The organism is Streptomyces sp. NPDC093544 (assembly GCF_040683495.1).
In the GTDB taxonomy this organism is placed as follows: domain Bacteria; phylum Actinomycetota; class Actinomycetes; order Streptomycetales; family Streptomycetaceae; genus Streptomyces.
In genome coordinates this window covers 32,562-57,580 of record NZ_JBFBEA010000008.1, presented here as the reverse complement: position 1 = coordinate 57,580, position 25,019 = coordinate 32,562, and the positions used below count along the sequence as shown (strand labels likewise).

General features: G+C 68.3%; 32 protein-coding genes and 2 pseudogenes. 14 read left to right on the top strand and 20 right to left on the bottom strand.

The annotated features are described in order from the left end of the window. Nucleotides 1–244: 244 nt before the first annotated feature. Nucleotides 245–649, bottom strand: coding sequence for a PPOX class F420-dependent oxidoreductase (locus tag AB0N66_RS13760; protein WP_365432950.1), 405 nt, complete (start codon nucleotides 647–649; stop codon nucleotides 245–247). A 23-nt stretch (nucleotides 650–672) separates the two neighbouring features. Between AB0N66_RS13760 and AB0N66_RS13755 the strand changes: the two genes are divergently transcribed. The 4 genes from AB0N66_RS13755 (at nucleotide 673) to AB0N66_RS13740 (ending at nucleotide 4,669) form a co-directional block, all read left to right on the top strand. Continuing rightward, the gene (locus AB0N66_RS13755) at nucleotides 673–1,278 is read left to right on the top strand and encodes a hypothetical protein (protein ID WP_365432947.1); all 606 of its coding nucleotides are present in this window, start codon (nucleotides 673–675) and stop codon (nucleotides 1,276–1,278) included. A 174-nt stretch (nucleotides 1,279–1,452) separates the two neighbouring features. Beyond that, on the top strand, nucleotides 1,453–2,772 hold the full coding sequence (locus tag AB0N66_RS13750) for an Nramp family divalent metal transporter (RefSeq protein ID WP_365432944.1): 1,320 nt from the start codon (nucleotides 1,453–1,455) through the stop codon (nucleotides 2,770–2,772). A 348-nt stretch (nucleotides 2,773–3,120) separates the two neighbouring features. After that, nucleotides 3,121–3,576: a MerR family transcriptional regulator gene (locus tag AB0N66_RS13745; protein ID WP_365432941.1), complete on the top strand. Its 456-nt coding sequence runs from the start codon at nucleotides 3,121–3,123 to the stop codon at nucleotides 3,574–3,576. Between the two features lie 13 nt (nucleotides 3,577–3,589). Further along, nucleotides 3,590–4,669 carry an NAD-dependent epimerase/dehydratase family protein gene (locus AB0N66_RS13740; protein ID WP_365432938.1) on the top strand — a complete coding sequence of 360 codons (1,080 nt, stop codon included), beginning with the start codon at nucleotides 3,590–3,592 and terminating at the stop codon, nucleotides 4,667–4,669. A 26-nt stretch (nucleotides 4,670–4,695) separates the two neighbouring features. Here the strand turns inward: AB0N66_RS13740 and AB0N66_RS13735 are convergent, their stop codons facing one another. From AB0N66_RS13735 to AB0N66_RS13725, 3 genes are read right to left on the bottom strand one after another with little or no spacing between them, the layout of a single operon-like run. Then, a complete protein-coding gene (locus tag AB0N66_RS13735) occupies nucleotides 4,696–5,118 on the bottom strand; it encodes an arsenate reductase ArsC (protein ID WP_365432936.1) in 423 nt (140 codons plus the stop codon). 45 nt (nucleotides 5,119–5,163) lie between these two features. After that, nucleotides 5,164–5,898 (bottom strand): MIP/aquaporin family protein, encoded by a 735-nt coding sequence (locus AB0N66_RS13730; protein ID WP_365432933.1) that lies wholly within the window; start codon nucleotides 5,896–5,898, stop codon nucleotides 5,164–5,166. Next, nucleotides 5,895–6,269: a metalloregulator ArsR/SmtB family transcription factor gene (locus AB0N66_RS13725; RefSeq protein WP_365432930.1), complete on the bottom strand. Its 375-nt coding sequence runs from the start codon at nucleotides 6,267–6,269 to the stop codon at nucleotides 5,895–5,897. Before AB0N66_RS13725 ends, AB0N66_RS13730 begins: the two co-directional genes overlap by 4 nt. Before the next feature lie 105 nt (nucleotides 6,270–6,374). Here AB0N66_RS13725 and arsM point away from each other — a divergent pair, with 105 nt between their 5' ends. Then, a complete protein-coding gene (gene arsM, locus AB0N66_RS13720) occupies nucleotides 6,375–7,202 on the top strand; it encodes an arsenite methyltransferase (RefSeq protein WP_365432927.1) in 828 nt (275 codons plus the stop codon). A 232-nt stretch (nucleotides 7,203–7,434) separates the two neighbouring features. On the opposite strand, the gene AB0N66_RS13715 is transcribed toward arsM, so the two are convergent. Further along, a complete protein-coding gene (locus tag AB0N66_RS13715) occupies nucleotides 7,435–8,256 on the bottom strand; it encodes an NAD(P)H-binding protein (RefSeq protein WP_365432924.1) in 822 nt (273 codons plus the stop codon). Nucleotides 8,257–8,343: 87 nt separating this feature from the next. Between AB0N66_RS13715 and AB0N66_RS13710 the strand changes: the two genes are divergently transcribed. Then, the gene (locus AB0N66_RS13710; RefSeq protein ID WP_365432921.1) at nucleotides 8,344–8,766 is read left to right on the top strand and encodes a helix-turn-helix domain-containing protein; all 423 of its coding nucleotides are present in this window, start codon (nucleotides 8,344–8,346) and stop codon (nucleotides 8,764–8,766) included. Between the two features lie 61 nt (nucleotides 8,767–8,827). On the opposite strand, the gene AB0N66_RS13705 is transcribed toward AB0N66_RS13710, so the two are convergent. Then, a complete protein-coding gene (locus AB0N66_RS13705; RefSeq protein ID WP_365432918.1) occupies nucleotides 8,828–9,760 on the bottom strand; it encodes an alpha/beta fold hydrolase in 933 nt (310 codons plus the stop codon). Between the two features lie 47 nt (nucleotides 9,761–9,807). Then, the gene (locus AB0N66_RS13700; RefSeq protein WP_365432915.1) at nucleotides 9,808–10,659 is read right to left on the bottom strand and encodes a helix-turn-helix transcriptional regulator; all 852 of its coding nucleotides are present in this window, start codon (nucleotides 10,657–10,659) and stop codon (nucleotides 9,808–9,810) included. 184 nt (nucleotides 10,660–10,843) lie between these two features. Between AB0N66_RS13700 and AB0N66_RS13695 the strand changes: the two genes are divergently transcribed. The 3 genes from AB0N66_RS13695 to AB0N66_RS13685 all read left to right on the top strand — a co-directional run bounded on the left by AB0N66_RS13695 (nucleotide 10,844) and on the right by AB0N66_RS13685 (nucleotide 13,307). Beyond that, nucleotides 10,844–11,605 (top strand): SDR family oxidoreductase, encoded by a 762-nt coding sequence (locus tag AB0N66_RS13695; RefSeq protein WP_365432912.1) that lies wholly within the window; start codon nucleotides 10,844–10,846, stop codon nucleotides 11,603–11,605. 182 nt (nucleotides 11,606–11,787) lie between these two features. Next, complete coding sequence (locus AB0N66_RS13690; protein WP_365432909.1) at nucleotides 11,788–12,540, top strand: VOC family protein; 753 nt, start codon at nucleotides 11,788–11,790, stop codon at nucleotides 12,538–12,540. Further along, nucleotides 12,537–13,307: an SDR family NAD(P)-dependent oxidoreductase gene (locus tag AB0N66_RS13685; RefSeq protein ID WP_365432906.1), complete on the top strand. Its 771-nt coding sequence runs from the start codon at nucleotides 12,537–12,539 to the stop codon at nucleotides 13,305–13,307. Before AB0N66_RS13690 ends, AB0N66_RS13685 begins: the two co-directional genes overlap by 4 nt. Nucleotides 13,308–13,436: 129 nt before the next feature. Here the strand turns inward: AB0N66_RS13685 and AB0N66_RS13680 are convergent, their stop codons facing one another. Then, nucleotides 13,437–14,033, bottom strand: a complete 597-nt coding sequence (locus AB0N66_RS13680) for a TetR/AcrR family transcriptional regulator (protein ID WP_365432904.1) — start codon at nucleotides 14,031–14,033, stop codon at nucleotides 13,437–13,439. Between the two features lie 77 nt (nucleotides 14,034–14,110). On the opposite strand from AB0N66_RS13680, the gene AB0N66_RS13675 reads away from it, so the two are divergent. After that, nucleotides 14,111–14,431 (top strand): EthD domain-containing protein, encoded by a 321-nt coding sequence (locus tag AB0N66_RS13675; RefSeq protein WP_365432901.1) that lies wholly within the window; start codon nucleotides 14,111–14,113, stop codon nucleotides 14,429–14,431. Between the two features lie 45 nt (nucleotides 14,432–14,476). Here AB0N66_RS13675 and AB0N66_RS13670 read toward each other — a convergent pair. Together AB0N66_RS13670 and AB0N66_RS13665 are read right to left on the bottom strand one after the other, a co-directional pair. Then, nucleotides 14,477–14,635, bottom strand: a pseudogene (locus tag AB0N66_RS13670) (IS5/IS1182 family transposase); the annotation flags it as partial. A gap of 170 nt (nucleotides 14,636–14,805) precedes the next feature. Further along, on the bottom strand, nucleotides 14,806–15,393 hold the full coding sequence (locus tag AB0N66_RS13665) for a TetR family transcriptional regulator (RefSeq protein ID WP_365432898.1): 588 nt from the start codon (nucleotides 15,391–15,393) through the stop codon (nucleotides 14,806–14,808). Between the two features lie 95 nt (nucleotides 15,394–15,488). Between AB0N66_RS13665 and AB0N66_RS13660 the strand changes: the two genes are divergently transcribed. After that, complete coding sequence (locus tag AB0N66_RS13660; protein ID WP_365432895.1) at nucleotides 15,489–16,532, top strand: NAD(P)-dependent alcohol dehydrogenase; 1,044 nt, start codon at nucleotides 15,489–15,491, stop codon at nucleotides 16,530–16,532. Between the two features lie 72 nt (nucleotides 16,533–16,604). Here the strand turns inward: AB0N66_RS13660 and AB0N66_RS13655 are convergent, their stop codons facing one another. The 3 genes from AB0N66_RS13655 to AB0N66_RS13645 form a co-directional block, all read right to left on the bottom strand. Beyond that, nucleotides 16,605–16,751, bottom strand: a complete 147-nt coding sequence (locus tag AB0N66_RS13655; RefSeq protein WP_365432892.1) for a hypothetical protein — start codon at nucleotides 16,749–16,751, stop codon at nucleotides 16,605–16,607. A 30-nt stretch (nucleotides 16,752–16,781) separates the two neighbouring features. Continuing rightward, complete coding sequence (locus AB0N66_RS13650; protein WP_365432889.1) at nucleotides 16,782–17,006, bottom strand: hypothetical protein; 225 nt, start codon at nucleotides 17,004–17,006, stop codon at nucleotides 16,782–16,784. 760 nt (nucleotides 17,007–17,766) lie between these two features. After that, a complete protein-coding gene (locus AB0N66_RS13645; RefSeq protein ID WP_365432887.1) occupies nucleotides 17,767–18,378 on the bottom strand; it encodes a helix-turn-helix domain-containing protein in 612 nt (203 codons plus the stop codon). A 143-nt stretch (nucleotides 18,379–18,521) separates the two neighbouring features. On the opposite strand from AB0N66_RS13645, the gene AB0N66_RS13640 reads away from it, so the two are divergent. The 3 genes and pseudogenes from AB0N66_RS13640 to AB0N66_RS13630 all read left to right on the top strand — a co-directional run. Then, nucleotides 18,522–19,256: an SDR family oxidoreductase gene (locus AB0N66_RS13640; RefSeq protein ID WP_365432884.1), complete on the top strand. Its 735-nt coding sequence runs from the start codon at nucleotides 18,522–18,524 to the stop codon at nucleotides 19,254–19,256. 33 nt (nucleotides 19,257–19,289) lie between these two features. Beyond that, nucleotides 19,290–19,913 (top strand): NAD(P)-binding domain-containing protein, encoded by a 624-nt coding sequence (locus AB0N66_RS13635; protein WP_365432881.1) that lies wholly within the window; start codon nucleotides 19,290–19,292, stop codon nucleotides 19,911–19,913. Between the two features lie 180 nt (nucleotides 19,914–20,093). After that, nucleotides 20,094–20,264: pseudogene (locus tag AB0N66_RS13630) on the top strand (transposase family protein); the annotation flags it as partial. Between the two features lie 34 nt (nucleotides 20,265–20,298). On the opposite strand, the gene AB0N66_RS13625 reads toward AB0N66_RS13630, so the two are convergent. The 7 genes from AB0N66_RS13625 to tsaD form a co-directional block, all read right to left on the bottom strand. Then, a complete protein-coding gene (locus tag AB0N66_RS13625) occupies nucleotides 20,299–20,715 on the bottom strand; it encodes a hypothetical protein (RefSeq protein ID WP_365432878.1) in 417 nt (138 codons plus the stop codon). A 63-nt stretch (nucleotides 20,716–20,778) separates the two neighbouring features. Further along, nucleotides 20,779–21,171 carry a fic family toxin-antitoxin system, toxin component gene (locus AB0N66_RS13620; RefSeq protein ID WP_365432875.1) on the bottom strand — a complete coding sequence of 131 codons (393 nt, stop codon included), beginning with the start codon at nucleotides 21,169–21,171 and terminating at the stop codon, nucleotides 20,779–20,781. Beyond that, on the bottom strand, nucleotides 21,168–21,464 hold the full coding sequence (locus tag AB0N66_RS13615; RefSeq protein WP_365432872.1) for a hypothetical protein: 297 nt from the start codon (nucleotides 21,462–21,464) through the stop codon (nucleotides 21,168–21,170). Before AB0N66_RS13615 ends, AB0N66_RS13620 begins: the two co-directional genes overlap by 4 nt. Nucleotides 21,465–21,679: 215 nt before the next feature. Further along, nucleotides 21,680–22,471 carry a MucR family transcriptional regulator gene (locus AB0N66_RS13610; RefSeq protein WP_365432869.1) on the bottom strand — a complete coding sequence of 264 codons (792 nt, stop codon included), beginning with the start codon at nucleotides 22,469–22,471 and terminating at the stop codon, nucleotides 21,680–21,682. 11 nt (nucleotides 22,472–22,482) lie between these two features. Continuing rightward, entirely contained in the window at nucleotides 22,483–22,887 is a 405-nt protein-coding gene (locus AB0N66_RS13605) for an antibiotic biosynthesis monooxygenase family protein (RefSeq protein ID WP_365432866.1), read from the bottom strand. A 210-nt stretch (nucleotides 22,888–23,097) separates the two neighbouring features. Beyond that, nucleotides 23,098–23,664: a GNAT family N-acetyltransferase gene (locus AB0N66_RS13600; protein WP_365432863.1), complete on the bottom strand. Its 567-nt coding sequence runs from the start codon at nucleotides 23,662–23,664 to the stop codon at nucleotides 23,098–23,100. Continuing rightward, on the bottom strand, nucleotides 23,664–24,713 hold the full coding sequence (tsaD, locus tag AB0N66_RS13595; protein WP_365432861.1) for a tRNA (adenosine(37)-N6)-threonylcarbamoyltransferase complex transferase subunit TsaD: 1,050 nt from the start codon (nucleotides 24,711–24,713) through the stop codon (nucleotides 23,664–23,666). The genes AB0N66_RS13600 and tsaD overlap by 1 nt, the downstream gene beginning before the upstream one ends. Nucleotides 24,714–25,019: the final 306 nt, after the last annotated feature.

Sequence of the window (25,019 nt, the reverse complement as noted above, 5' to 3'; positions counted from 1 at the left end):
GGGATCGGGTCCGGGAGGGTCTGTTCCGACTTGGGCTGGACAAAGCAACGCTCCTGAATCCAGTGGCGCACCATCGCGCCGAGCGCTGTGATGCTAGGAACACACCGGCTCGCGCACCATTGATCACACAGTTCTGTTCATACTGTGCACGCGCGCCCGCGGGGCAGAGGTTGCCGTGGGAAAGCCGCACGACTGAGGGCGCTCTGCCATGTTTACGTGGACCTTGTCGCGAGGTGTGCGCTGATCAAGAGGTGATCGCGATGGCGACAAGTCGGCGTTCGCGACCCAGGGCGCGGTCGAGAAGGTGGACCAGGCGGTACATGAAGAAGCGTCGCTTCATCATCTCCTGGACGCGGGCGGTCTCCGCGGGATCCAGGAGCCGGGCGGTGGCCGAGACGGTGGGTGCGTCGTCGGGAATGGTGCCCTTCATGGTGCACGGGGCGATGGTCACCTGCGGGGTGTGGCGGATCCGCTTGACCTTTCCGGTCTCCGGTGGGGTCAGGACGTAGAGGATTCCGTCGTGCACGAGGCTGCCGACGGGGGTGGGGACCGGCTGTCCGTTGCGCCGGAAGGTGGTCAAGCTGACGTGCTTGCCCCTGCCGATGCGGTCAAGAGCCTGGTGGAAGTCGCGGCTGTGCGGGGTGGACATGGAGTTCTCCGAAGCTAGTCGGTGTGTTGGCCGGTGAGGGCGCGGGCCGTGCGCGCGGCTTGCTCTTCGACGGACGAGCGGGTGTTCCAGGAGCCGGGCAGCATGTCCTGCTGCTGGACCTGCTGCCCGCTTCCCCCGCCTCCCGTGTGGTCACCGTCAGCAGCGCGGGCCACCGCATGGGCGGCCCCATCGATCTCGATGATCTCGACTGGCGCAGACGCCCCTACGACCGGACCGCCGCGTACGGCCACTCCAACCTGCTGTTCACCTACGAGCTCCAGCGCAGACTGCCCGCAGGCGGGCCGCTCGCCGTCGCCGCCTACCCCGGCGGCGCGGACACCACCGGCTCCCGGAGCGCGATGTCCCACTCCTCCGCCCTCACCCGCGCGGCCTTCGCGGCGATCCGGCCGCTGCTCCTCCAGTCACCCGAAATGGGAGCCCTGCCGGTACTGCGCGCCGCGACCGACGTGGACGTACGCGGAGGCGAGTACTACGGCCCGCGCGGCTTCCAGCAGAGCAAGGGCTACCCCAAGACGGTCCGCTCCAGCCCGCAGTCCTACGACTCGACCCTCCAACGCCGCCTGTGGTCCCTCTCCGAGGACCTGACCAGCATCAGCTTCCAGTTGTAGGGCCAGACCGTCACAACTCGCGCCCACCCTCCCGTCCCACGCGTGCGGCGTGCGGCTCTCGGGCGCCGCCGCCGTCCTGTGGCGTGTTCCCCTGCTTGGGGCGCTGTGTACATCGAGTGGCGATCGAAGTACGCGCCCTTGTGGCCTCGGACTCTTTACGCTTTCTTGATTCTCATGACGGAGATCACTGGGAAGTCAGTGTCAGGGGAGTCCATCTCCCAGCCGCGCAAGTCGAGTTGGAAGTACATCGGACCCGGCATCGTCGTCGCCGCGACAGGCGTCGGCGCCGGTGACCTCGTCGCGACGCTCGTCGCGGGCAGCAACTTCGGTTACACCCTGCTCTGGGCCGCGGTCATCGGCTGCGTGGTCAAGATCTCTCTCGCCGAAGCGGCCGGCCGCTGGCATCTGTCCACCGGACGGACCCTCTTCGACGGCTGGGCCAGCCTGGGCCGGTGGACGACGTACTTCTTCGTCGTCTACGTCGTCATCTGGGGCTTCGTGTACGGCGCGGCGGCGATGTCGTCGAGCGCGCTGCCGCTGCAGGCGCTGTTCCCCGACGTCTTCCCGGACGACTGGTCGATCAAGCCGTGGGCGGTCATCTGCGGCCTGGTGGGCCTGGTGTTCGTGTGGTTCAACAAGTACGAGGTCTTCGAGAAGGTCATGACCGTGCTGGTGGGCGTGATGTTCGTCGTCACGGTCTACCTGGCTATCCGCGTCACCCCCAACCTCGGCGACGCCTTCGCCGGCCTCCTCCCCGTCCTCCCCGACGAGAAGGACTCGATCCTCAACACGCTCGGCCTGATCGGCGGGGTCGGCGGCACCATCACCCTTGCGGCGTACGGCTATTGGGTCAACGCGAAGGGCTGGACGAACACGGGCTGGATGAAGGTCATGCGCCTCGACAACCGCGTCGCGTACATCACCACCGGCATCTTCGTCATCTCGATGCTCTTCGTCGGCGCGGAAATCCTGCACTCGTCGAACATCGCCATCGCGAGCGGCGACCAGGGCCTCATCCAGCTGAGCGACATTCTGGAGGCGGAGTACGGCACGGCGACCGCCAAGTTCTTCCTGATCGGATTCTTCGCCACGTCCTTCACCTCGCTCATCGGCGTCTGGCACGGCGTGAGCCTGATGTTCGCGGACTTCGTGGAGCGCTACCGCGGGACCAGGACGACCGGGGAGGAGGTGGCGTCGGGCACCCGGGAGAAGTCCTGGCCGTTCCGTGCGTACCTGCTCTGGCTGACCTTCCCGCCGATCGTCCTCCTCTTCCAGGGCCAGCCGTTCCGTCTGGTGATTCTCTACGGCGTCCTGGGCGCCGCCTTCCTCCCCTTCCTCGCCCTCACCCTGATCTGGCTCCTCAACTCCTCCCGCACACCGAGCGAATGGCGCAACGGGCCGATCAGCAACGCCATGCTCGCCATCGCCGGACTGCTCTTCCTGGTCCTGTGCGTGAAGCAGGTCTGGGACCAGCCGTGGGCGGACTTCTTCTAGCGCTGGGCCGAGCTCGAGCCACTTCGCACGCGTGGCGATGTCCTTGAGCCGCTTCGTCGTGAGCGCGGGGGTGTTGTGGGTGGCGGACTCGCTCCGGTTGCCGGAGTCGAAGGCGCTGATCACCGCACGCTCTGCCGTCGGTCCTCCTCTCCTTCGACGGACATCACGCTGTGTGGCCGGGTGAACCTGTGGGGCCGGCCAGTTGCCCGCGACAGCACGCCCGAGCCGCGCCACGGGCGCCGCACCGCGCCGGAGGATCACGTGGTCAGCGAGCTGGCGTCGATGTGCGGCACATTGCTCCATGCCTGAGCTTGACTTCAAGCGCTTCAACTATTGGAGGCTTCCTGCATGGCAGCAACGACCGCGGGGCAAGCAGTGGGCCTGACCGTTCAGGAGATGGCGCGACGGTCGGGTTTCAGTGAGCCCACGCTGCGCTACTACGAGAAAATCGGCCTGCTGGGAGCAGTCGCCCGGGACGAGTCCAGTGGTCATCGCCGGTACGAGCCGGCGACGGTGGCCCGCGTCGAGGCGCTGTCCTGCCTGCGTTCGGCGGGGATGACGGTCAGCGGGATGCGCCGCTACCTGGAACTACTCGCCCAAGGGCACTCCGCGGCAGCCGAGCAGCGAGATCTGTTTGCCACACAGGCGGAAAAGCTGGCCGCCGACGTCGAGCAGCTTCAGCTGCGTCTGACGTATCTGCGGCGAAAGACAGATCTGTGGGACGCCCGTGTACGCGGGGACGCCATCGCCGAGAACCGCGCCGCCGAGGCGATCACTCGCGTACTGGAAGAATTCACGTACTGAAGGACTGAACAAGATGAGCACAGAAGATCTCACCGCCTCCACTCCCGAAAGCGAGACAGTACTGGTCACGGGTGGCACCGGCTTCGTCGGCGGCCACATGGTCGCCCGGTTGCTGCGCGAGGGGTACCGGGCCCGTGTGACGGTCCGGGAGTCCGGACAAGAGGCGGGGGTGCTGGCAGCCCTCCAGCAGGCCGGGGTCGATCCGGCGGACCGGCTGGAGTTCGCCGTCGCCGACCTCAGCGTCGAAGCGGGCTGGGCGGAAGCCATGGGCGGAGTCAGCCACGTACTGCACCTTGCGTCGCCCTTCCCGGTCACTCCGCCCGAGACGGAGGACGAACTCGTCCTCCCCGCCCGTGACGGTGCGTTGCGGGTGATCTCCGCGGCCCGAAAGGCCGGGGTTCCGCGGGTCGTGATGACGTCCTCCTTCGCCGCAGTCGGGTACACGGTGAAGCCCGGCAACCGCTACTCGGAGGCGGACTGGACCGATCCGGACACCGAGGGTCTGCCCGCCTACCCCAAGTCGAAGGTCCTCGCCGAGCGTGCGGCCTGGGACTACGTCCACAACCACGGAGACATCGAGCTGGTGGTCCTCAACCCCACGGGTATCTTCGGCCCTCCGCTGAGCAACCGGTCCTCCGGCTCGGTCGGACTGGTGAGCGGCATGCTGACCGGGCAGATGCCCGTGGTGCCGATCATGTACTTCGGCGTCGTCGACGTACGTGACCTGGTGGACCTGCATCTGCGGGCCATGCTGCACCCGAAGGCGGCGGGGGAGAGGTTCCTCGCGGTCAGCGGGTCGTCGATCAGCTTGTTCGGCATTGCGCAGATCCTTCGTGAGCACTTCCCCTCGGCAGCCGGCCTGCTTCCCTCCGCCGAACTGACCATCGAGCAGGTGCGCGAGGCCGCGAAGACGGAGCCGGCCCTGCGCGGGGCCGCAGGTCTGCAGGGCCGGATCCCCGTCATCAGCAATGAGAAGGCCCGTTCGCTACTGGGCTGGGAACCCCGGGATGTCAGCGAGACGATCGTGGCAACCGCCGACGCCCAGATCCGACTGGGCTTGACCCTGCCCGAGAACGACAGCCTCCGGTCGTGACCGACCTGGCGGCGTCCGCGCGATGGTCATACCGTGGTCGGGATGCCGAGCTCGGTGAGCAGGCCGCGTACGCGGTGCTCGATCTCGTCCCGGATCGGTCGGACGGCGTCGACGCCCTGGCCGGCGGGGTCGTCCAGCTGCCAGTCGAGGTACCGCTTGCCGGGGAAGACCGGGCAGGTGTCCCCGCAGCCCATGGTGATGACCACGTCGGACGCCTGGACTGCCTCGGTGGTGAGGATCTTCGGGGTCTCGGCGGAGATGTCGATGCCCCTCTCCTCCATCGCCTCCACGACGGCCGGGTTCACGGCGGCTGCGGGAGTTGATCCGGCCGAGCGCACCTCGACCCGGTCGGTGGCGAGGTGGGTGAGGAACGCGGCGGCCATCTGGGACCGGCCGGCGTTGTGAACGCAGACGAACAGCACGGAGGGGCGCGGGGCGGCGGTGCTCATAGCGGGTGTCCTTGAGGAGCGGGAGGAGTGGTAGGGGAGGGGCGGTCAGGAGGAGGCGAGTTCGGGCTCGCCGTGCGTGACGACGACGTCGTCCGCTATGGACACGGGGCGGCCGTACAGCACCGCCACGGCGCCCAGCCCGAGCGCGGCGCCGAGCAGTTGGGCCGCGATGAAGGGGGCGACGGAGGCGGGGGCGATGCCGGTGAAGGTGTCGGTGAATGCGCGGCCGACGGTCACCGCCGGGTTCGCGAAGGAGGTGGAGGAGGTGAACCAGTAGGCGGCCCCGATGTAGGAGGCCACAGCGGCCGGGGCCAGGGCGGCGCGGCCGATGCGCTCCAGGCCGAAGATGAGCAGGATCAGCCCGGCCGTGGCGACGACCTCGGCCAGCCACAGGTGTCCGGCTGACCGGTCGTGGGTGGAGAACGTCACCAGCGGCTTCGCGAACATGGCGTCGGCCAGGACCGCGCCGCCGATTGCCCCGGCCATCTGCGCGGGAACATACGCGGCGACCTCCCGCAGGGCAGGGCCGGTGTTGTCACGACGGCCGGTGAACCAGGCGGCGAGGGTGACGGCCGGGTTGAAGTGCGCGCCCGAGACCGGCCCGAACAACGTGATCAGCACGGCCAGGCCGAAGACGGTGGCGAGGGAGTTGGCCAGCAGCTGCACGCCGACATCGTCCGACAGTTCGGTCGCCTGGATACCCGAGCCGACGACCACCGTCACCAGAAGCCCGGTCCCCACGGCTTCGGCGGCGACGCGGCGGCCGAGCGGCGCACTCACGCACTCGCCCCGGCGGTCTGCGGCGTTGCCAGGAACGCGGCGAGCTGGTCCAGGACGCCGGGCAGCACCCAGTAGTACACCCACGTGCCGCGGCGCTCGCAGTCGATGAGACGGGCCTGTCGCAGCAGCTTGAGGTGGTGGGAGATCGTCGGTTGAGACAGCTCGAAGGCCGGGGTCAGCTCACAGACACACACCTCGCCGCTCTCCCCGCGCGAGGCGATCATCGACAACAGCCGAAGCCGCACCGGGTCGCCCAGTGCCTTGAACACCTTCGCCAGCTCCCCGGCGCGTTCCTCGTCCAGGGGCGCGGCAGTCAGACCCTGGCAGCAGGCGGCGTTCTGGCCGATCACCTCAAGCTCTTGTTTCGACATACGTCTATGTTGACGTCTTTCGATCCAAGGCGCAAGGTTGCATCAACGAACGTCAATACAGGCCGTTCCGAGGCGCTGCCATGCCTCGTCACCGAGGAGTGAGTCATGAGCGAACAGTCCACCGACCTGCGCGAAACCGTTCGCCGGCGATACGCCGCGGCGGCCGTTCAGGTCACCGAGGGCGGCACCGCCTGTTGCGGGCCGCAGGCTGTCGAGGTCGACGAGAACTTCGGCTCCACCCTCTACGCCGCCGACGAACGCGACACCCTGCCCGCCGAAGCCGTGGCCGCCTCCCTCGGCTGCGGGAACCCCACCGCCGTCGCCGAACTCCGTGACGGCGAGCGCGTCCTCGACCTCGGCTCCGGCGGAGGCATCGACGTCCTGCTCTCCGCCCGCCGCGTAGGCCTCACCGGCAAGGCGTACGGCCTGGACATGACCGACGAGATGCTCCAACTCGCCCTGGCCAACGCCGAGAAGGCGGGAGCGACGAACGTGGAGTTCCTCAAGGGCACCATCGAGGCCATCCCGCTGCCTTCGAACTCCATCGACGTGGTCATCTCCAACTGCGTGATCAACCTGTCCACCGACAAGCCGGCCGTCTTCGCCGAGACCTTCCGCGTGCTGAAGCCCGGCGGCCGGATCGGCGTCTCCGACGTCGTCGCCGACGACACTCTCCCCCCGGAGCAGCGGGCCGAGCGCGGCGACTACGTCGGCTGCATCGCCGGAGCGCTCTCCTTCGCCGAGTACCGCCAGGGCCTGGAAGCCGCTGGATTCACCGACGTCGAGATCACCCCGACCCACTCGGTCGCCGACGCCATGCACTCCGCGATCGTCCGGGCCACCAAACCCCGGATTGCCGACGCCTCCTTGAGCATGATGGGCTCCACGCAGACCGAGGCCGAGGCGTCGTCAGGCTGCGGCTGCCAGAACTGAGCGAACGCGGGTTGGCAGCGCGGACGCTGCCCCAAGATCCACGCCGAGTTGGCTGCCACGGGGCCGGCACCGGACATCCCGGGAACGGAGAACAAGGGCTGTACGGTGCCGGCCGATCCGGACGTGCTGGTGCGCGTCTACCGCCCGCACCAGGCACAAGGCGCCGCCGTCTGGCTGTACGGCGGTGGATCGGTCGTCGGCAACCAGGACACAGAGGACCTGGCACCCGCCACTAAACGTTTGCTTCTGTTCTCGTGGCGGACGCGGCTGCAACGGCCGTAGCCAGTGGGTCGCGGACTGGGCGGTCAAGGAGGTCCGGGAGGTCGGTGGTGGTGCCGTCCAGGAAGCCGTGTCGGATGCCAGTGGCGATCGAGGCGAGCATGGGCGGCTGGAACGGCAGCAGCCCCGGCGTCTCGTCGAGAAGCCTGCGCCGGTACTCGACGAGGCTGATGGCGCCGTACGGGACCCCGAGTCGGTCGGCCACCTGTCCCGCCGTGATCGGCGTGCCGACGAGGTCGTAGACGCGTCCGCTGTGCCGTGTCGGATTCGCCGCAACGATCGCCGCCGCGTCGGCGAGATCCTCTCGCGGGACCGCGGCCAGGGCGCCGTCCCCGAACGGGGACTCCACACCACTGTCGGCCCAGATCAGGAGACCGCCGAAGAGTTCGGCGTAGAGGCCGTTGCGCAGGATCGTCCACGGCAATCCGCTTGTCCGGACAAGGCGTTCGGTCGCACGGTGCGCGAGCGCGAAACCGAGGTGGTCACCGGCGCTGGTCAGGCTTGTGTAGACGACGTGGTGGACGCCATCACGGACAGCGGCCTCCAGGACCGCCGCGTGCCGCCCGACGACCTGGTCGTCCTCCGCATAGCCGGCGGAGATCAGCACCAGGGTCGACACACCGGCGAGATCGAGGCCCGCAGGGTCATCGAAGTCGAGACGCCGCATGCCCTCGCCCGGTTTGCGGCTGCCGCCCGTCGCGACGACGTCGCGAGCGTGCAGCGCCGCAAGAGTGGCCGAGCCGAGGTTCCCGTTCGCTCCGGTCACCAGAATCATGTCAGTCTCAATCTGCCGTCGTGGTTCTCATCGGTAACTACGCTTGATCCTTGACCGCACGCCCACGGGCCACAAGAAGGCAGTCTGATGTCACTCACGCACACCGGAGTAACCACCACCCCCGCCGACCTCGATCCCTGCGGACGCGAGGACCACCCCGACTGCGGCATCCGCGACGTCCTGGACCGCATCGGGGACAAGTGGTCGGTACTCGTGATCGTTGAACTCGCAGGCGGGCCACGCCGGTTCCGCGAACTGCAACGTGCCATCGACGGCATCTCCCAGCGCATGCTCACCCTCACCGTACGAAGGCTCGAACGCGACGGCCTCGTGCTGCGCACCGTGTACCCGACCGTCCCGGCCCGGGTCGACTATCGCCTGACCGAGACCGGATCAGGCCTGACCCACTTGGTCAAGGCACTCGCCGACTGGTCCCTTGCTCACCGTGCCGTCATCGCCGAGTCACGGCACACGTACGACCAAACCCACCCCGACCATGACATCCGATGACGAGAACAGTCATCGCCGCCGCGAACTGAACACCCCGCCGAACTCTCATGCGGTCACAGCCCTAGCCGGCATGGTCTGCGGCGGTGTGTTCGAGGATCGCCGGGACGATCGTCGGCCAGTCGGCCGGCTCGACCCCGTGGCCGGCGTTCTGCAGAGCCAACAGCGTGCCGTCGGGGATCTGTTGTGCGAGAGCCTCACCATGCCCGAGAGGGAACATCGGATCCGCGGTCCCGTGGATCACCAGCGTGGGCACGGCGATCGAGGACACGGGGGCTTGTGGGAGCGCGCCGTCCGGCAGTATGTCGTGGTTACGGGCCGCGGCGAAGTCGTGCGCACGCTCGACGTCGCGACGTACAAGGCTACGGGCAGCAGTCTCATCGAATGGGCGTCGGCCCCCCGAGAGCACAAGCGCGTAGGCGACCAGGTAATCGATCACCGACTCGGCATCCGACCATTCAACCTGCGCGGATGAGACGAACCGCATGAACTCCTCGGTCGGCGGAGGGAGTTCGCGGTTGCCGGGCACAGCAGAGGACGTGCTGATCAGGACGAGGGAGAGAAGGCGATCGGCGTGGTCGAGGGCGAGCAGCTGCGCCAACGCCCCTCCGGCCGAGACGCCTACGACATGAGCTGTTGAGATCTCATAGGCGTCGAGCACGCGGATGGCGTCGCCAACCAGGTCCGATGCGGTGTACTCGGGACGGCCCGGCTCGTAGGTCACCGATCGACCCGTGTCGCGGTGGTCGTACCGGATCACGAACCTCCCGCTCCCGGCGAGCATCCGGCAAAAGCCCTCCTCCCACCAGAGCATCGAAGCTCCCGTGCCCATGATGAGCAGAACGGGTGGATCGGACGGGTCGCCGAAGGACTCGGTGCAGAGCTCAATGCCGTCCGCCTCAATCACGCACTCGGTCATCGCTGCTTCTCCTCTCCTGGCCGATTGTGCCCATGCGTCGAGGGATTGGCCACGCGGCGACCCGGTCGAAGAGTCCATGCACTCGCCGCTGTGGTGACCGGCGAACAGGGCGTTCGACGCGCCGCCTATCCTCCGGTAGGTGCGTCCATCCGCTGGCTTCCGATGACGGAAAGCAGTTGGAGCTTGTCGTGGTCCTCCGTACCGGGGATCGCGGTGAACACCAGGAGCGATTGGGCTTGGTCCGGGTCGACGAGTGTCTGACAGTGAAGGTCGATCATCCCGACCTGTGGGTGCAGGATTCTCTTCCGGTTGGTGTAGGAGACGCCGACTTCGTGCTGGGCCCAGAGTTCCGCGAACTCGGGGCTCTCCGCGGACAGACGCTCGGCGAGCGCGGCGGCGTGTGAGCCACGGCCTTCGCGGGAGGCGACCGTGCGGAGCTGAGCCACGTAGACCCGGCTGTGCGTGGGGTGGTCGTCCGGCGCGTAGTGCGTTCGCTCGTTCGGGTCGGTGAACCAGCGGTAGACGATGCTTCGCGCGAGGCCGGTGAAATGTGTCTGGTCGCCGAGCAGGGCCACCGCCAGCGGGGTCTGCACGATTGTCTCGCCGGTTGCGGTGACGACCTGCGCGGGGGTGTCCTCGAGTCGATCGAGAATGCGCATCATGCCGGCGTTGACGTGGTCGTCGCGCGTCGTGCGAGCCGGTGCGTTGTGTCCGGCCAGGACGAACAGGTGGTCTCGTTCGTCGAGGGTGAGCCGGAGCCCACGGGCGATCGCGGCGATCATCTGCTCCGAAGGCTGTGGTCCGCGGCCGCGTTCCAGACGGCTGTAGTAGTCCGTCGACATTCCGCACAACACGGCCACTTCTTCGCGTCGTAGCCCTGGCGTGCGTCGACGCTGCCCCGGAGGAATGCCGACGTCGTCGGGTTGCAGCGCCTCTCGACGCTTGCGAAGAAATGTCGCCAGGCCGCTCTGATCCATACCGACACTGTGCCTCACCCGAATACGGCTATCCACTGTCTGCCAGTCCCAGGCTGCCGGCCCAGCCTGGGACTGGCAGACAGTGGATAAGCAGGCACTGGATGGCTTCTCGGATCGCGCGTCAACTGGTCATCGGGGTTCGGCACACCTTCGCGAGCCCCTGCTGAACGACCAAGGAGCCATCGTGAGCACCACCCAGAAGATCGCCGTCATCACCGGAGCCAACCGAGGTCTCGGACGCGCATACGCGCTGCACCTCGCCAGGGCAGGTGTCGACGTCGTTGTGACCTATCGAAGCAACCGGACTGAGGCCGAGGACGTCGTGTCCGCAGTCACGGACCTGGGACGTTCCTCCCTCGCGCTGCGGCTCGACACCAGCGTCGTGAACACCTTCGTGGACTTCGCCGAGCAACTCGGCGCCGAGCTCCAAGCTCGCTGGGGCAGGACGACGTTCGACTTTCTCGTCAACAACGCCGGTACCGACCTCACCGCCCCGTTCGCCGAGACGACCGAGAAGGACTTCGACGATCTGGTGAACGTGCACCTCAAGGGCGTGTTCTTCCTGACGCAGACCCTGCTGCCGGCGGTTGCCGACGGCGGCGCCATCGTGAACGTCTCCAGTGGTCTGACCCGTTTCGCGATCCCGGGGCATTCCGCCTATGGCGCCGTGAAGGGCGCGGTCGAGGTCCTCACCCGCTACCAGGCCAAGGAGCTCGGCAGCCGCGGCATCCGGGTGAACACCGTCGCGCCCGGGGCGACGGCGACCGACTTCGGCGGCGGCATGATGCACGACGAACAGGTGCGGAACTACCTCACCTCGCAGGTCGCACTGGGACGCGTGGGCGAACCCGACGACATCGCAGGCGCGGTGACGGCACTCCTCTCGGATGCGAACCAGTGGGTCACCGCGCAGCGCATCGAGATCTCCGGTGGACAGAGCCTGTGAGCACCGGCCCCGTTTCCTTTGCCGGGTGTCCTCGGAGTCGCGGAAGTGGGATACGCCGAGCAGACAGGGCTCCGCATCGACTGCGCCGGCGTCGACGATCGCGTGAGCGGTGCCCACCTTCACCGAGGCAGCAGCCCCGCTGCCTCCGTGACCGGCCGCGGCCCACTGATTGGAGCATGACCATGACTGACGCATTCCAGACCGCCGCCGGGCTCGGATGGGCGAGCCTCGCCTCGACCGACTCGCACACCGTCGCCTCCTTCTACGGGGCCGTGCTGGGCTGGGCGATCACGGAGACCGATGGCCGACTGATCGCATCCGCCGCGGGCGCGCAGGTTGCCGACATCACCGTCGCCACTGAGGCCGACGGGCCATCTGGATGGCTCATCCACTTCGACGTCGACGACCTCGACGCCGCGCTGACCGCCGTCTCCAAGGCTGCCGGTGCGGTCCTGCCCTCGGTCACCGGCGGCTCCGCCGAAACCGCGGTCGTGACCGACGCCAACGGAACACGGTTCGCGCTCCGTACGTCCGCCACACGGCACCGCGCGCGGCCCGCACACGGCACCCTCGCATGGGGCGAACTGATCACCGACGACGTCGACACATCCGCGGCGTTCTACCGCGGGGCCTTCGGGTGGGGGCTCACTGAGCCGAGTGGTCCCCTCGGCCGCCGTGAATGGCAGTCGCACGGCAGGTCCTTCGCCGGGCTCCTGCCACGGCCACCGGCGATGCCTGCCGGGACCCCTGCGTACTGGGACATCTACTTCGCCGTCGACGACATCGAGGCCGCCGCGACAGTCGCCACCGAGCACGGCGGCATCCGGCTCATGCCGCCAACGCCCATTGAGATCGGCACAATTGCGGTCTTCCTCGACCCCGCAGGCGCCATCTTCACACTCGTTCAACTCACCCCCGAGGAGGCCGTCGCGTGAGCACCAGCACTCGCGACAAGCGTGACAAGACCGGGAAGGTCGGGCTCGTCACCGGCGCCGGATCCGGCCTCGGTGAAGCGGCCGCCAGACGACTGGCAGCCGACGGCGCGCGCATCGTCGTCGCCGATCGTGACGCCGGGGCCGCCGAACGCGTCGCTGCGGAACTCCGCGCCGCCGGACACTCGGCATCCGCGTTCGCCGCGGACGTCCGCTCGTTCGACGACACCGAGCGGCTCGTCGCTTTCACCGTCACGACCTACGGCGCCCTCGACCTCGCCTTCAACAACGCCGGCGTCACGCCCGGCCTGGTCGAGGTCCACGACATCGCTCTCGACGACTGGAACGACGTCATGGGCATCAACCTGACCGGCGTCTTCCACAGCATGAAAGCCGAGATCGCCCACATGCTCCAAGCCGGCGGTGGGGCCATCCTCAACATGGCCTCCACCGCTGGAGTGATGGCCCACGCCGGGCGGGCCGCGTACTCGGCCTCCAAACACGGCATCGTCGGCCTCACCCGCTCAGCCGCCGTCGAATACGCCAAGCGCGGCATCCGCATCAACGCCGTCGCACCCGGTCCGATCGACGCGCCATCGGCACGAGCACTCCCGCCGGAGGTCCGCGCCTCAATCGCCGCGAAAACCGCGATGGGCCGGGTGGGCCAGGTCCACGAGGTCGCCAACGTGGTGAGCTTCCTACTCTCGGACGAAGCCGCCTTCATCACCGGTTCCGTCTACGAGGTCAACGGCGGCCAGACCCAACTCTGAACGTCGCGCAACGGCGAACTCCTCAACAGCTCGGTACCCATGTGCGGCCCAGCGTCCTCGTCATGGACGAGGTTGTGAAAGTGCCGGTCACGCCGACTCGTTGATGGCTGCGACCAGCATGGCCGCTCCCTAGGGAGCGGTGCGACTGTCCGTGTCGGCGGCGTTGATCCTATTGGTCGCCAACGCTTGAATCAGTCGGCGATTCGCTTCCTGTGCGGTCATTCCCCAGTCCCACTCGGTTTTGTGGAGCCGTAGGGAGACGACACCGTGCCACGCCGACCACAGCAGGAGTGCGGAGGCGAAGGGTGCGTCCGGGTCGACGAGCCGTGCGAGTTCGACGATGCGTGCCTGGAGGCGGGGGCCATGCGCGGCTCTGGTCTCCGGCAGTGGGTCACTGCTCTCGAACAGGAGCTGGTACGCGCCCGGGTGGGCGGCGCCCCAGGCGATGTAGGCGTCACCGGCGACGACCAGGTGATCGTCAACCTCGTCCGTGGCGTCGAGGGCCGTCTCGACCGCTTCGACCAGCGAGGCGTATTCAGTGTCGAGCACCGCGGAGCGCAGGTCCGCCTCGGAGGGAAAGTGCCAGTACACGGCCGAGGGGGCCACCCCGCAGGCCCGGGCGATCGAGCGCAGCGACGGAACTGCCACCGCTTGCGGATCCGCCAGCATGCCGATCGCGGCGGCCACGAGCTCGGAGCGTAGGTCGCGGTTGTCTGACTTGGTCACCGATTCATTGAACACCCGTTCATGGTAGCGTGCAATGAACAGGTGTTCAGGAAGGTGGTAGTGGCATGCTCAGGCTGATGACGGTGATCAGGAAGCGCCCGGAGGTTTCCACGGAGGACTTCCGCCGGTTCATGGAACTGGAGTACGGACCGACCTATGTGGCGCTTCCCCAGGTCAAGGAGTACGTGCAGTACTACCTGACGGACCTCGCGGCGGACGGGGAGGAGGAGCCGATCGACGCGATCGTGCGGATCGGCTTCGAGTCGGAGAAGGAGATGCGCGAGGCCCTCGCAACCGAGGAATACCAGAAGGCGCACGAACTGCGGACGGCCTACATGCGGGAAACGTCCGTCGGTATTCATTCGGCAGTTCTGGACCGCAGGGTGCAACTGGTCTAGGGAGCGTTGCGACCGTGCTGTTCACAGCCGCTCGTGCCCCTGCTTGACCGCGAGGTGAATCTTCGTGGTCATGCCGCCCCGGGAGCGTCCGAGCCCGTGGGCGTCCGGCTCGGTGTCGATCCTGCCGGGAGGCTCTGCGCTGCAGATCTCCTTTTTACGTGCGCCGGCGGCGTGCTGGTGGGCGCGGCAGACGGCCGAGTCCACGCTCACGTTCCAGCTGATCAGGCCCTTCGCTTCGGCTTCGACCTGCAGTTGCTCCAGGATTCCCTTCCAGGTGTCGTCACGCTGACATCTGCGAAAGAGGTCGTAGGCACGATCCCGCGGGCCATATCGTTCAGGCACGTCACGCCATGGCGTCGTCGACAGCGCGGCGGCTAGTTGACTGTCATGGCGCGGCGGACGCTCTCGCGGAGCAGGACGCGACGCTGCTCGTGCAGTTCGGGGGGCTCCTGTGCGGTTGCCGCGTAGACATTGCTGACCGGTGACCACGCCATGGACATGGCGATCACCATGGCCATCACGTCGAACGGGTCTCCCTGGCGTACCAGGCCGGCGGCTTGGGCCTCGGCGATGGCGTGCAGTTTGCGGTCGTCGAGGCGGTCGGGGTCGTCGACCAGATGGCCGGCCGGGCGTCGCTCCAGGCGCGCCCAGGTGGCCAGTCGGATGAGGTCGGGGCGGCGGAGATACTCGTCGTAGAGGCGTACGGCCCAGTCCGCGAGGTCGCCGGCGTCGATGGGGACGACGTTCACGATTCGCTCCAGCGAGCCGAAGAAGAGGGCGTCGAAGAGCCCGTCCTTGCTGCCGAAGTAGGCGTAGAGCTGCGCCTTGTTGGTGCGTGCGGCGGCCACGATCCGCTCGACGCGTGCTCCCGCGATCCCATGCTCGGCGAACTCCTGGGTCGCCACGTCGAGGATGCGCTGGTACGTCGCGGCTCCGCGCGAGCTCAGGGGCTGATCAGCCATTTCCCTACCTTACCAAACAGAACAGTTGGTTTGCCTGATGGGTCGGATGGCCCTACTCTGAAATAGACCAACCAGTCTGTCTGTGGGGAGATGTTATGAGGAACACCGTTGGCTGGCAGGTGGAAGGTCCGTCGACGACGCTGCGGCGGACGCCACTGGAACGGCGCGACCTTCGCCCCGACGACCTCGCGGTCCGGGTCGACTACTGCGGTGTCTGCCACACCGATCTGCACGCCGTCAGTGCCCGGGACGGTGAAGGAGGACAGCCTCTGGTGCCGGGGCATGAGTTCACGGGCGTGGTGACTGAGACCGGACCCGCGGTCACCCGCTTCGCCGTCGGCGATCCGGTCGCGGTGGGCAACATCGTCGATTCGTGCGGCGAGTGCGCCATGTGCCGGGCCGGCCAGGAGAACTTCTGCCAAGCTTTTCCGACCCTGACCTATGGCGGCATCGACCGGCACGACGGATCGGCCACACTAGGGGGCTACTCCCGCGAGTACGTCGTCCGTGAAGCCTTCGCCTACCCCCTTCCCGCAGGTCTGGATCCAGCCGCCGCCGCTCCGCTGCTCTGTGCCGGGATCACCGTCTGGGAGCCGTTGCACGCCCTCGGTGTGGGGCCGGGAACGCGCGTCGCCGTGGCGGGACTTGGCGGCCTGGGGCATCTCGCGGTGAAGATCGCCGTAGCGCTCGGCGCCGACACCTCGGTTGTCAGCCGCTCACCGGACAAGGCCGACGACGCTCGTCGTCTCGGCGCCCACGGTCTCGTCGTATCCACGGACCCGGAACAGATGGCTGCCGCTCGCGACCGGTTCGACGTCGTCATCGACACCATCTCCGCCCCGCACGACCTCGGCCCCTACCTGCGTCTGGTCGCCATGGATGGGACGCTCAGCCACCTTGGGCATCTCGGACCCGTCAGCGTGGAGACCACCGACCTGCTCGTGGGGCGCAAGAAGCTCAGCTCCGCGGGCAGCGGCGGCAGGCTCGCGACCGCCGCCATGCTGGACTTCTGCGCCAAGCACGGCATCACCGCCGACATCGAACTGTTCCCCTCGGCGCGCGTGAACGAGGCCCTCGATCGACTCCGGCGCAACGATGTCCGCTACCGCTTCGTACTCGACATGTCCGACCTGGGCTGAACTGCGAGGGCCGCCGGGCATATCGCAGTCTGCCCGGCGGCCACCCCCGATGTCCTGGTTGCGGGGAGGCTTTCACCGGCGAGTGTGGCCGAGCTGGGCCATGACCTCGGGCAGCCGCTCCCGCGCCAGGTCGTACTGCGTGGTGTCGGTGTGGCCGCGGTAGACGGTCTCGATGACCATGACGAGCAGCAGGTGCAGGCAGTACAGACGGCGGCGCACGCTCTCGGTCTCGGTCGGCGGAGGATGCCCCTAGCCGCGTATGAAGTGCGTGGAGTCGCCGAAGGCAGCCATCTGCGTGCCGGTGGACCCGTGCTCGATGAGCGGGTCGCCGAAGAAGGCCCGCTCATGGCCGATGACGCACGCGATCATCCCGTCGCGGACCATGACGTTGCCGTCCCACAGGTCCCACTCCACCAGCCGTGGCTCGCTCACCTCGTCCACGCTCGCGGCGTGTTCGGCCAGCACCTCGCGCACCGCGGACGAACTGGCCGTTCACCGGGATCACGAGGCGTCGGTGATCGTGCTCGAGTACGCGGTGCACGGGCAGGCAGTTCAGACCGGGCGGACCGACGACAACCACTTCGTCTCTGTGATCACCGTCAAGGACCGCAAAGTCACGCACTGGCGGGACTAGCTGGATCCCGTCGCAGTCTTCAACGCGACCGGATGGCCTGCGCGTTAGAGGTCGGCTCGCGGCGGTTCCGAGGTCGACGCTCTCGCCGCGGAACCCTGGTGGCGGAGTGCAGGAGCTGTGGCGGGATCCACGACCTTTTGCGAGGACGCGGGCCGCTGCCTACTGACCCGAGAGGAGACGGTGGCCCACGATTCGCCTGGTGGTCCTGGCCGCGCCACCACCCGGCACCCCTGGGTGGGTGAACCGTACGAAGGGCTCACCGCGTCACGCAGAACAACGTAGGGGATCGGGTGACGGTGCCGGGTGAGGGCGAGGTCCGCAACGGACAGGGCTCCCGTGCCGTTGAGTTCTCCGGCAGAGCGCTGAGGCTGTTCAGCACCACAGCAGCGTGCGGGGCCGGCAGCTGCCAGGCCGACCACGTCGGCGGGTCCTCGGGGGTCGCAGGTCTCCCCGGCGGCTTCTGCTGCGGCCTTCAGCAGGCGCGCGGCCAGTTCTGTAAAAGTCAGCAGGTCCGGGCCAGGTGCCGGGCGGCTGGTGTCGCGTACCAGCGGGTGCAGCCGCGCAACCGGCAGCGCGTCCAGCCGGCCGCTGAGTGCCAAGTCAACCTGACACTTCCTCCCGTCGCCGTTCATCGCCGGCTGTGGCGGGGATGGCGTTGTCGATGAGGACGGCGGCGATGGCGGCGGCGGTGGGAAAGGCGTCGGCGTTGATGACCCGGGTGCGGGCCGCGGCGCCGTCGATGAGCAGCGCGAGCTGCTCGCCGAGCTGTTCAGGGTCGGCGGCGCCGGCTTCGCGGGCGGTGTCGGCGAGCCGCGCGGCGACGGCTTTCTTGTAGTCGCGTGCGTACTGGGATGCGGGGTGCTCGGGGTCGTGGAGTTCGACGGCGGTCGCGATGTAGGGGCACAGGGGTGTGGTGGGGGGGATGTCGAAGGCGGCGAGGAGCCGTTCGCGGGGCGTGAGGTCGGTGCGGTCGAACACGCCGGAGAGAACGGAGGGGTCGAACCGGCGCAGGTACTCGGCGACGAGTTCGTCCTTGCCGGTGAAGTGCTGGTAGGCCGTGCGCTTGGACACCTCGGCCGCCGCGCAGAGCTGGTCCATGCCGGTGCGGTTGATGCCCTGCTCGCGGAACAGTTGCTGGGACGCGCTGAGGATGCGCTCGCGGGCGCCCCGGCCGCGGCGGCGGCCCGTGGGGCCCTTCTCCAACTCCGTCATGCGTCCACCGTACCGCAGCTAGGTAACGACCGGTGTACATAGTTTGCGTCCCGACCGCCCGACCATTACGGTAAGCACACAGACCGGTGTACTTAATGCCGTCGCCCCAGGTGCACACGGCACCACCGACCAAGGGAATGACTATGGGAAAGCTCGACGGCAAGGTCGCGGTCATCACCGGCGGCACCACCGGCATGGCGCTGGCCGGCGCGAAGCTGTTCGTCGACGAGGGAGCGCACGTCTTCATCACCGGCCGCCGCCAGGACGCCCTGGACGAGGCCGTGAAGCAGATCGGCCGCAACGTCACCGGCGTCCAGGGCGACGCCGCCGACCTGGACGACCTGGACCGCCTGTACGACACCGTCAAGCGGGAGAAGGGAAGCCTCGACGTGCTGTGGGCCAGCGCCGGAGGGGGCGAGCCCGCCCCGCTCGGCGAGATCACCGAGGCCCAGTTCGACACCTGGTTCGGGCTCAACGCCCGCGGCACCCTGTTCACCGTCCAGAAGGCCCTCCCGCTCTTCAACGACGGCGGTTCCATCCTCATGACCGGCTCCAACGCCTCCCTCGGCGGCTTCCCCGGCTGGAGCGTCTACGCCGGCAGCAAGGCCGTCCAGCAGGCATGGGCCCGCGTCTGGCTCAACGAGCTCAAGGACCGCCGCATCCGCGTCAACGTCCTGACCCCCGGCCAGGTCGCCACTGCCAAGCAGGCAGAACTCTTCGACGAGGCCACCAAGCGCCAGTTCGAGTCCCTCATCCCCCGCGGCCAGATGGGCCGCCCCGACGAAATCGCCACCGCCGCCCTCTTCCTCGCCTCCGACGACTCCAGCTACGTCAACGGCATGGAACTCGTCGCCGACGGCGGCACCACCGCCATCTGAACCCAACAACACACAACCAGGGCAGGACATCTCATGAGCAACATCAGCATCATCGGCACCGGGAACATGGCCCGCACCATCGGAGCGCGGGCGATAGCGGGCGGCAACACCGTAGAGGTCCTGGGCCGCGATCAGTCCAAGGCCGCTGACCTGGCCAAGGCTCTCGGCGGCGACGCCACGACGGGAGAATGGGGCACCGCCCCGGCCGGGGGCATCGTCATCGTGGCCCTGTTGGCCGACGATGTCGTGCCGGTCGTCGCCCAGTACGGAGACGCTCTCGCGGGCAAGGTCATCGTCGACATCAGCAACCCCTTCAACTCCACGATCGACGGGCTGGCCCACCGCGAGGAGACCTCGATCGCGCAGGAAGTCGCCAAGGTCGCCCCGGCCGGCGCCAGCGTGGTGAAGGGGTTCAACACCGTCTTCCGTCATGTCCTGGAGAAGGGCCGGCCCGACGTCTTCATCGCCGGCGACAATGCGCAGGCCAAGGCAAGTGTGGAAACGTTCATCAAGAGCCTCGGGCTGCGCCCGCTGGACGTCGGCGGCCTGAAAATGGCGTACTGGCTGGAAGGAGCGGGCCTGCTCACGATGGGCCTCGCCAACCACGGGGTGGGGAACTTCGACTTCGCCCTCAGCGTCACCGAACTTCCCGGCTGAGCAAACGGTTGACGGATCACCGAAGTAGTCGCCGATGAAGCTTGGTTTCACACTTCCCGTGGTCGGGCCCGCTGTTGAGGGAGGTGTTCGAAGTCTCAACCCACCGGCACAGGAGCCCTGTTGGTTCCCTGTCCTGCCGCACTCGACCTCCCGCACATTCTCGTCGAGTGGGTCACGATGCTCATCGTCACTCAGTGCACCGAGAACCGCGCCCTCGCCCAGGCCCGAGCTCCCGTCGAACGCGGCATGGCGTGACTGAAGTCCTGGCAGATCGTCCGCAGATCCCGCATCAGCTTCAACCGCATGACCGTCATCGCCAAAGCCATCCTCACCCTGGAGAGGCAACGCTGAAAACGCTCGGTGAGTGGCCGTCAGGTCCGGAGTGTCAGTGTTCGCGGCGGAGTTCGTGGTACGTGCGGAAGTCGAAGAAACATAGACCGTCGATCACGGTCCCGGACTCGATTTCCAGCAAGGTCCAGGGGTGGGCGGAGTAGTCGTCGATCGCAACGCCTCCATGCCGAAGCAGGAGCGCGACCATGAGGTGGACCTCGGCGGTGCCATCGATCCGCCCGGATATGTCGATCTGCACTGCCCAGGTGGGGCGGTGACCGAGCGTCGCTTCGAGGACTGCCACTTCGTCGGGATCCCAGTCCGCGAAGAGTGAGCCGGCTCGTTGGTCGTCGATTTCGATGTAGACGTTTCCGTCCAGAGTCCACGGATCACGCTGCTGAGGCAGGTGTCGGTCGAGTGAGGCGGCTGTCTCGGCTCGCTCACCTGCGGGGAACACAAACACGCTGCGCACGAGAGGAGCGTAGAGGGTCGGTGTGAAGGGACTGGCGCCCTGATCCCTGCGGAGCGGGTGTTGTCAGGTGGTGGCCCAGGTGCGCAGTTGGCGGGCGATCTGGGCGACGCCGACGGTGGCGGCCGTGGCGTCCCGGACCAGGGCTACCGCGTCCTTCGGCCGGTAGGTGAGGCGGTGTCCGTTGAGGGCGAGGTAGGCCTCGCAGGAGTGCCAGGCGAACGCCTCGTTGGAGTGTTCCAGGGCGGGCAGTCTCACCAGCGTCTGCAGCAGGGATGCGGCCTTCAGGTACAGGGAGCCGTAGACGTCGCGTTCCATCGCCCGGGCGTTGGCGCGGGCAGCGGCGGCATACAGAGGGCCGTAGTCGTCGACCTGGGGGTCGCCGTCGAGGAGTCCTGCTGCGTGCAGCAGGAACGGCACATCGAGGGAGTGGGACTGTTGCGGGGCAGGCTGGCTCACGCGGCGTGGCCCTGCTCGCCCGCATGCAGTTCCCTGCGGGCCTCTTGCTCGGCGGCGCGCTGCTCGGGAGCGGGGTCGGAGCTGCTGGGCTCGGCGGCGAACGCCTGCCCGCTGCGGTCCATCGAGTCCTTGAAAGCGGCGAGGAAGCGGTCCTCGACCGCGGTGGCACGCGCGTAGGCGGCGGAGAGGATGTACTCCTGCATGCTGACCCCGGCCTGCTGCGCGGCGGCCGCGATGGCGGCCTGCTGTTCAGGATCGCGGAAGCGCAGGCTCATCGCCTTGGAATTCGACATGGTATCCACGGTATCAGTGGTATCACTCGTTGCCCAGGGTGATGCTCCCGCCTCGGACACAGGCCATATCCCGAACCTGTGCGGGGCGAGCGTGGCCCGGCTTCCGCAAGCTGGGCGTGGCCCGGCTTCCACAAGCTGTTTTCCGGGTTCGTGTGTCAGTTTGAGCCCCACGATGTCCTCCGTGGTGGCGGTCGGCGCAGGGGATCGGAGGAGGCTCATCGGGAGCGGATCCGGGTCGTCACCCACGGGATGCTGCGGCCGGTGGCCGCTGCCAGCTCCCGAAGGGTGGCCCCCTCGGCGGCCCGCTCGCGCAGCCACACTGTGATGTTCCGCGCGCCGACGCGCTCGGCGGCGGCCCGGTCGTTGAGCTGTACGCGTGAGTGCCGCCCGGCGGCGGAGTTCTGCCCCGTCGCGCGGACCTCGATGCCGTGCTCGGCCAGGAGACGTCGCAGCCTGCCTTTGCCGATGCCGAGGATGCGTGCGGTGTCCTCGATGCTGTTGTGCCGGTCGACGTACAGAGTCCGCAGTGCCTGCGCGAGGTCCGTGAATCCCCCGGCGCCCAGCGCGGCCGCCGTACGGTCGTCGGCGGTCCGGGCCTGAGTGCGGCGGCCGGCGGTGAGGCTCTCCCGGCGCACCCGCCGTAGCTCTTGCGGATCCGCCTGCTCGCGGGCGACGGCCCGGCGCGCGCGGGTCAGTTCGCCGGAGCGGGCCATCGCCCGGCCCGCTGCGAAGCGCGCCTGAGCATCCTCCGACGCCCGGTACCTGGCTCTGCGGATGCCGGACTGCTCCCGCGAGAACTCCCGCGCGCTCAGTGCCCGGGCGCGCAGCAGGCCGAACTCCTGCCGGTACTCCGCGGCGGTCATCCTGTGCGCACGCACATGCGCCCCCAGCGAGCGAAAGGCCCGCCCGCACACATGACAGATGACGGTGTCCGCGGCCTCGTCACGGATCAGTCGACCGAAGTCGGGGTGCCGGCCGGCGCGGTCACTCTCCTCTCTACTCTGCATTCGTGGACCGGTCATGGCCGTCTCTCGCCGGGCTGCGGTTCCTCGAGCTGCGATATCTCGGGCTGCGATATCTCGGGCTGCGCTTCCTTGGGATGCGTCGACTGCACCTGGAAGAGCCGAGGCTGTACGTCGGTGGCGATGGTGGCCGCCTGGTCCATGCGGACGAGGGCCTCGGGGTTGGCGAGCATCGCGCGGTAGTGCTCCTCGGACTCCCACTGGGCGTAGTCGATGACGCGCTCACCGTCCTGGGAAGCGTGGAAGTTGGCGCAGATGAAGCCGGGCTGGTGTTTCATCGTCTCCTCGGTGGCGCGGGCGAGCAGGGTGATGAGTTCGGCCTGGCGGTCGGGGGAGATGGTGAAGACGTTGATGAGCGTCGCAACCGGGCGGGTGCTGACGATCTGTGCGGTAACGGTCATGTTCCCCTCTCTCCTCCTACGGGTGGTGTGGTCGGCAGGTGAGGACGCGCATTCCCCCGATCGGAGGCGGCCCCGCGCCCTGCGCCACCTCTGGCGAACCAGCGGCCGTGGAGCAACTGTTTGACCACGGCGGTGGCGTCCCAACCGGACCTGCGGGCGGGGGGATCTCGACGGTGCGCACGACAGGGCTTCGGACGACGGCAAGGGTGATTAAAGGGGCTGGGCGGCGAACGCCCGGGCGGGGTGGCGGGGGCTGAGGAAGACGACGATGCCTTTGCCGTCGGGGGAGGGGTGGGTGGCCTGGGTCCAGCCCTGACGGCGGTAGAAGGCCATGGCTCGGGTCGACTGGACGGAGGTGAGCAGCCAGGAGCGTCCTTCGGGGGCGTCGGCCGTGACCGCCTCCAGGAGGTCAGCGGCGATGCCCCTTCCGTGGGCGTCCGGGCGGACGGCGAGTTCTTCGATCTCGCGGGCTCCGCACAGCCAGCTCGCGGTTTGGTCGGACCCGAGGCCGGCGGCGGCCTGGGGGTAGCAGCGGTCGGTGGGGAAGGGGGCGAGGGTGGTCCAGGCGGTGGCGAAGCCGGTGAGTTCCTCGCCGGCGAAGGCCAGCGCGGCGGTGAAGCCGGGACGCCTCACGTTCATGGGCAGACGGCCCACGAATGCGACGGCCTTCTCCGCGTCCTCGTTCCAAGGCGGAGCACAGAAGGCAGCGACGTACACGGCGCGCAGCGCGGCGGTGTGGGCCAGGAGGTCGGCGCCCTTGAGGACCTGGATGCTCATCAGGCTGCACCTGCCAGGGATGCCGCCGGGTGCAGCGTGGCGTACTCAAGAGGTGCGGACGGGTCGATGGACAGGTCCAGCGGGGCGGGTTCGGCCCCGGCGCGTACGAGGAGGTCACCGACGGCGGCGATCATCGCGCCGTTGTCCGTGCACAGGCTGAGGGGCGGCACCCGCAGCTCGACGCCCGCCGCCCGGCAGCGCTCCTCGGCCAGGGACCGCACCCGAGAGTTCGCGGCGACGCCACCGACCACGATCAGGCTCCATACGCCGTGCTCGACGCAGGCCGCGACGGCCTTCTTCGTCAGTACGTCGGCCACGGCCTCCTGGAGCGAGGCGGCCCCGTCGGCCACCGGCAGCTCACGGCCCGCGTGGCCCTCGGCCCAGCGTGCGGCGGCCGTCTTCAGCCCCGAGAAGGAGAAGTCGTACGAGTCGGGCAGCGGGCGCGGGAAGGAGACAGCACGTGGATCCCCCGCGCGCGCTGCCCGGTCGATGGCCGCACCGCCGGGATAGGGAAGTCCGAAAACCCGCGCGACCTTGTCGAAGCACTCCCCGGCGGCGTCGTCGAGGGTGTAGCCGAGGTGGACGATCCGGTCACGTGCGAGGTCGCGGACGAGGAGGAGGGAGGTGTGGCCGCCGGAGACGATCAGCGCCATGCAGGGGTCGGGCAGCGGCCCGTACTCCAAGGTGTCGGCGGCGACATGACCGGCGAGGTGATGCACGCCGTACAGCGGGACGCCCAACGCGTACGCCAGCCCCTTCGCCCCGGCAAGCCCCACCTGGAGCGCCCCCGCCAGGCCTGGCCCGGTCGTCACCGCCACCGCGCCGATGTCGGCCAGCCGCAAACCTGCCTCGTCCAGCGCCCGTTGGATAACCGGCCGCACGGCGTGCACGTGCGCGCGGGCGGCGATCTCGGGCACGACGCCGCCGAAGCGGGCGTGCTCGTCCATGCTCGACGCCACCGCGTGGCCCAGCAGCCGCCCGTTCCGGACCAGCCCCGCGCCGGTCTCGTCGCAGGACGACTCAATTCCCAGCACGATCGGAAAGCCCATGCCCACCCCTCCTGCACTCAATAAGCTATCGCAAGTAGTGTGCAATAGGGAGTTGGGTGATGTGTACCCGAGCGCGAATGTGCAGGCTGCCGACCGTCGCCCTCGTCGGGTCGGGTCGGGGCGACGGCTGGGAGCACCTTCTGGCCCGCTCCCGCAGGTCCCGCCCAACTCCTCAATCGTGCCCGCCGCAGTGCATGGCGTGGGTGGCGCCCACGCATGACGGTTGCCCTCCCGCGACACGACATGGTCCTAGGGCCAATGCCTGATCGGCGGGGGCCCTCATCTGCTGTTAGCGTGCAGTTGCAT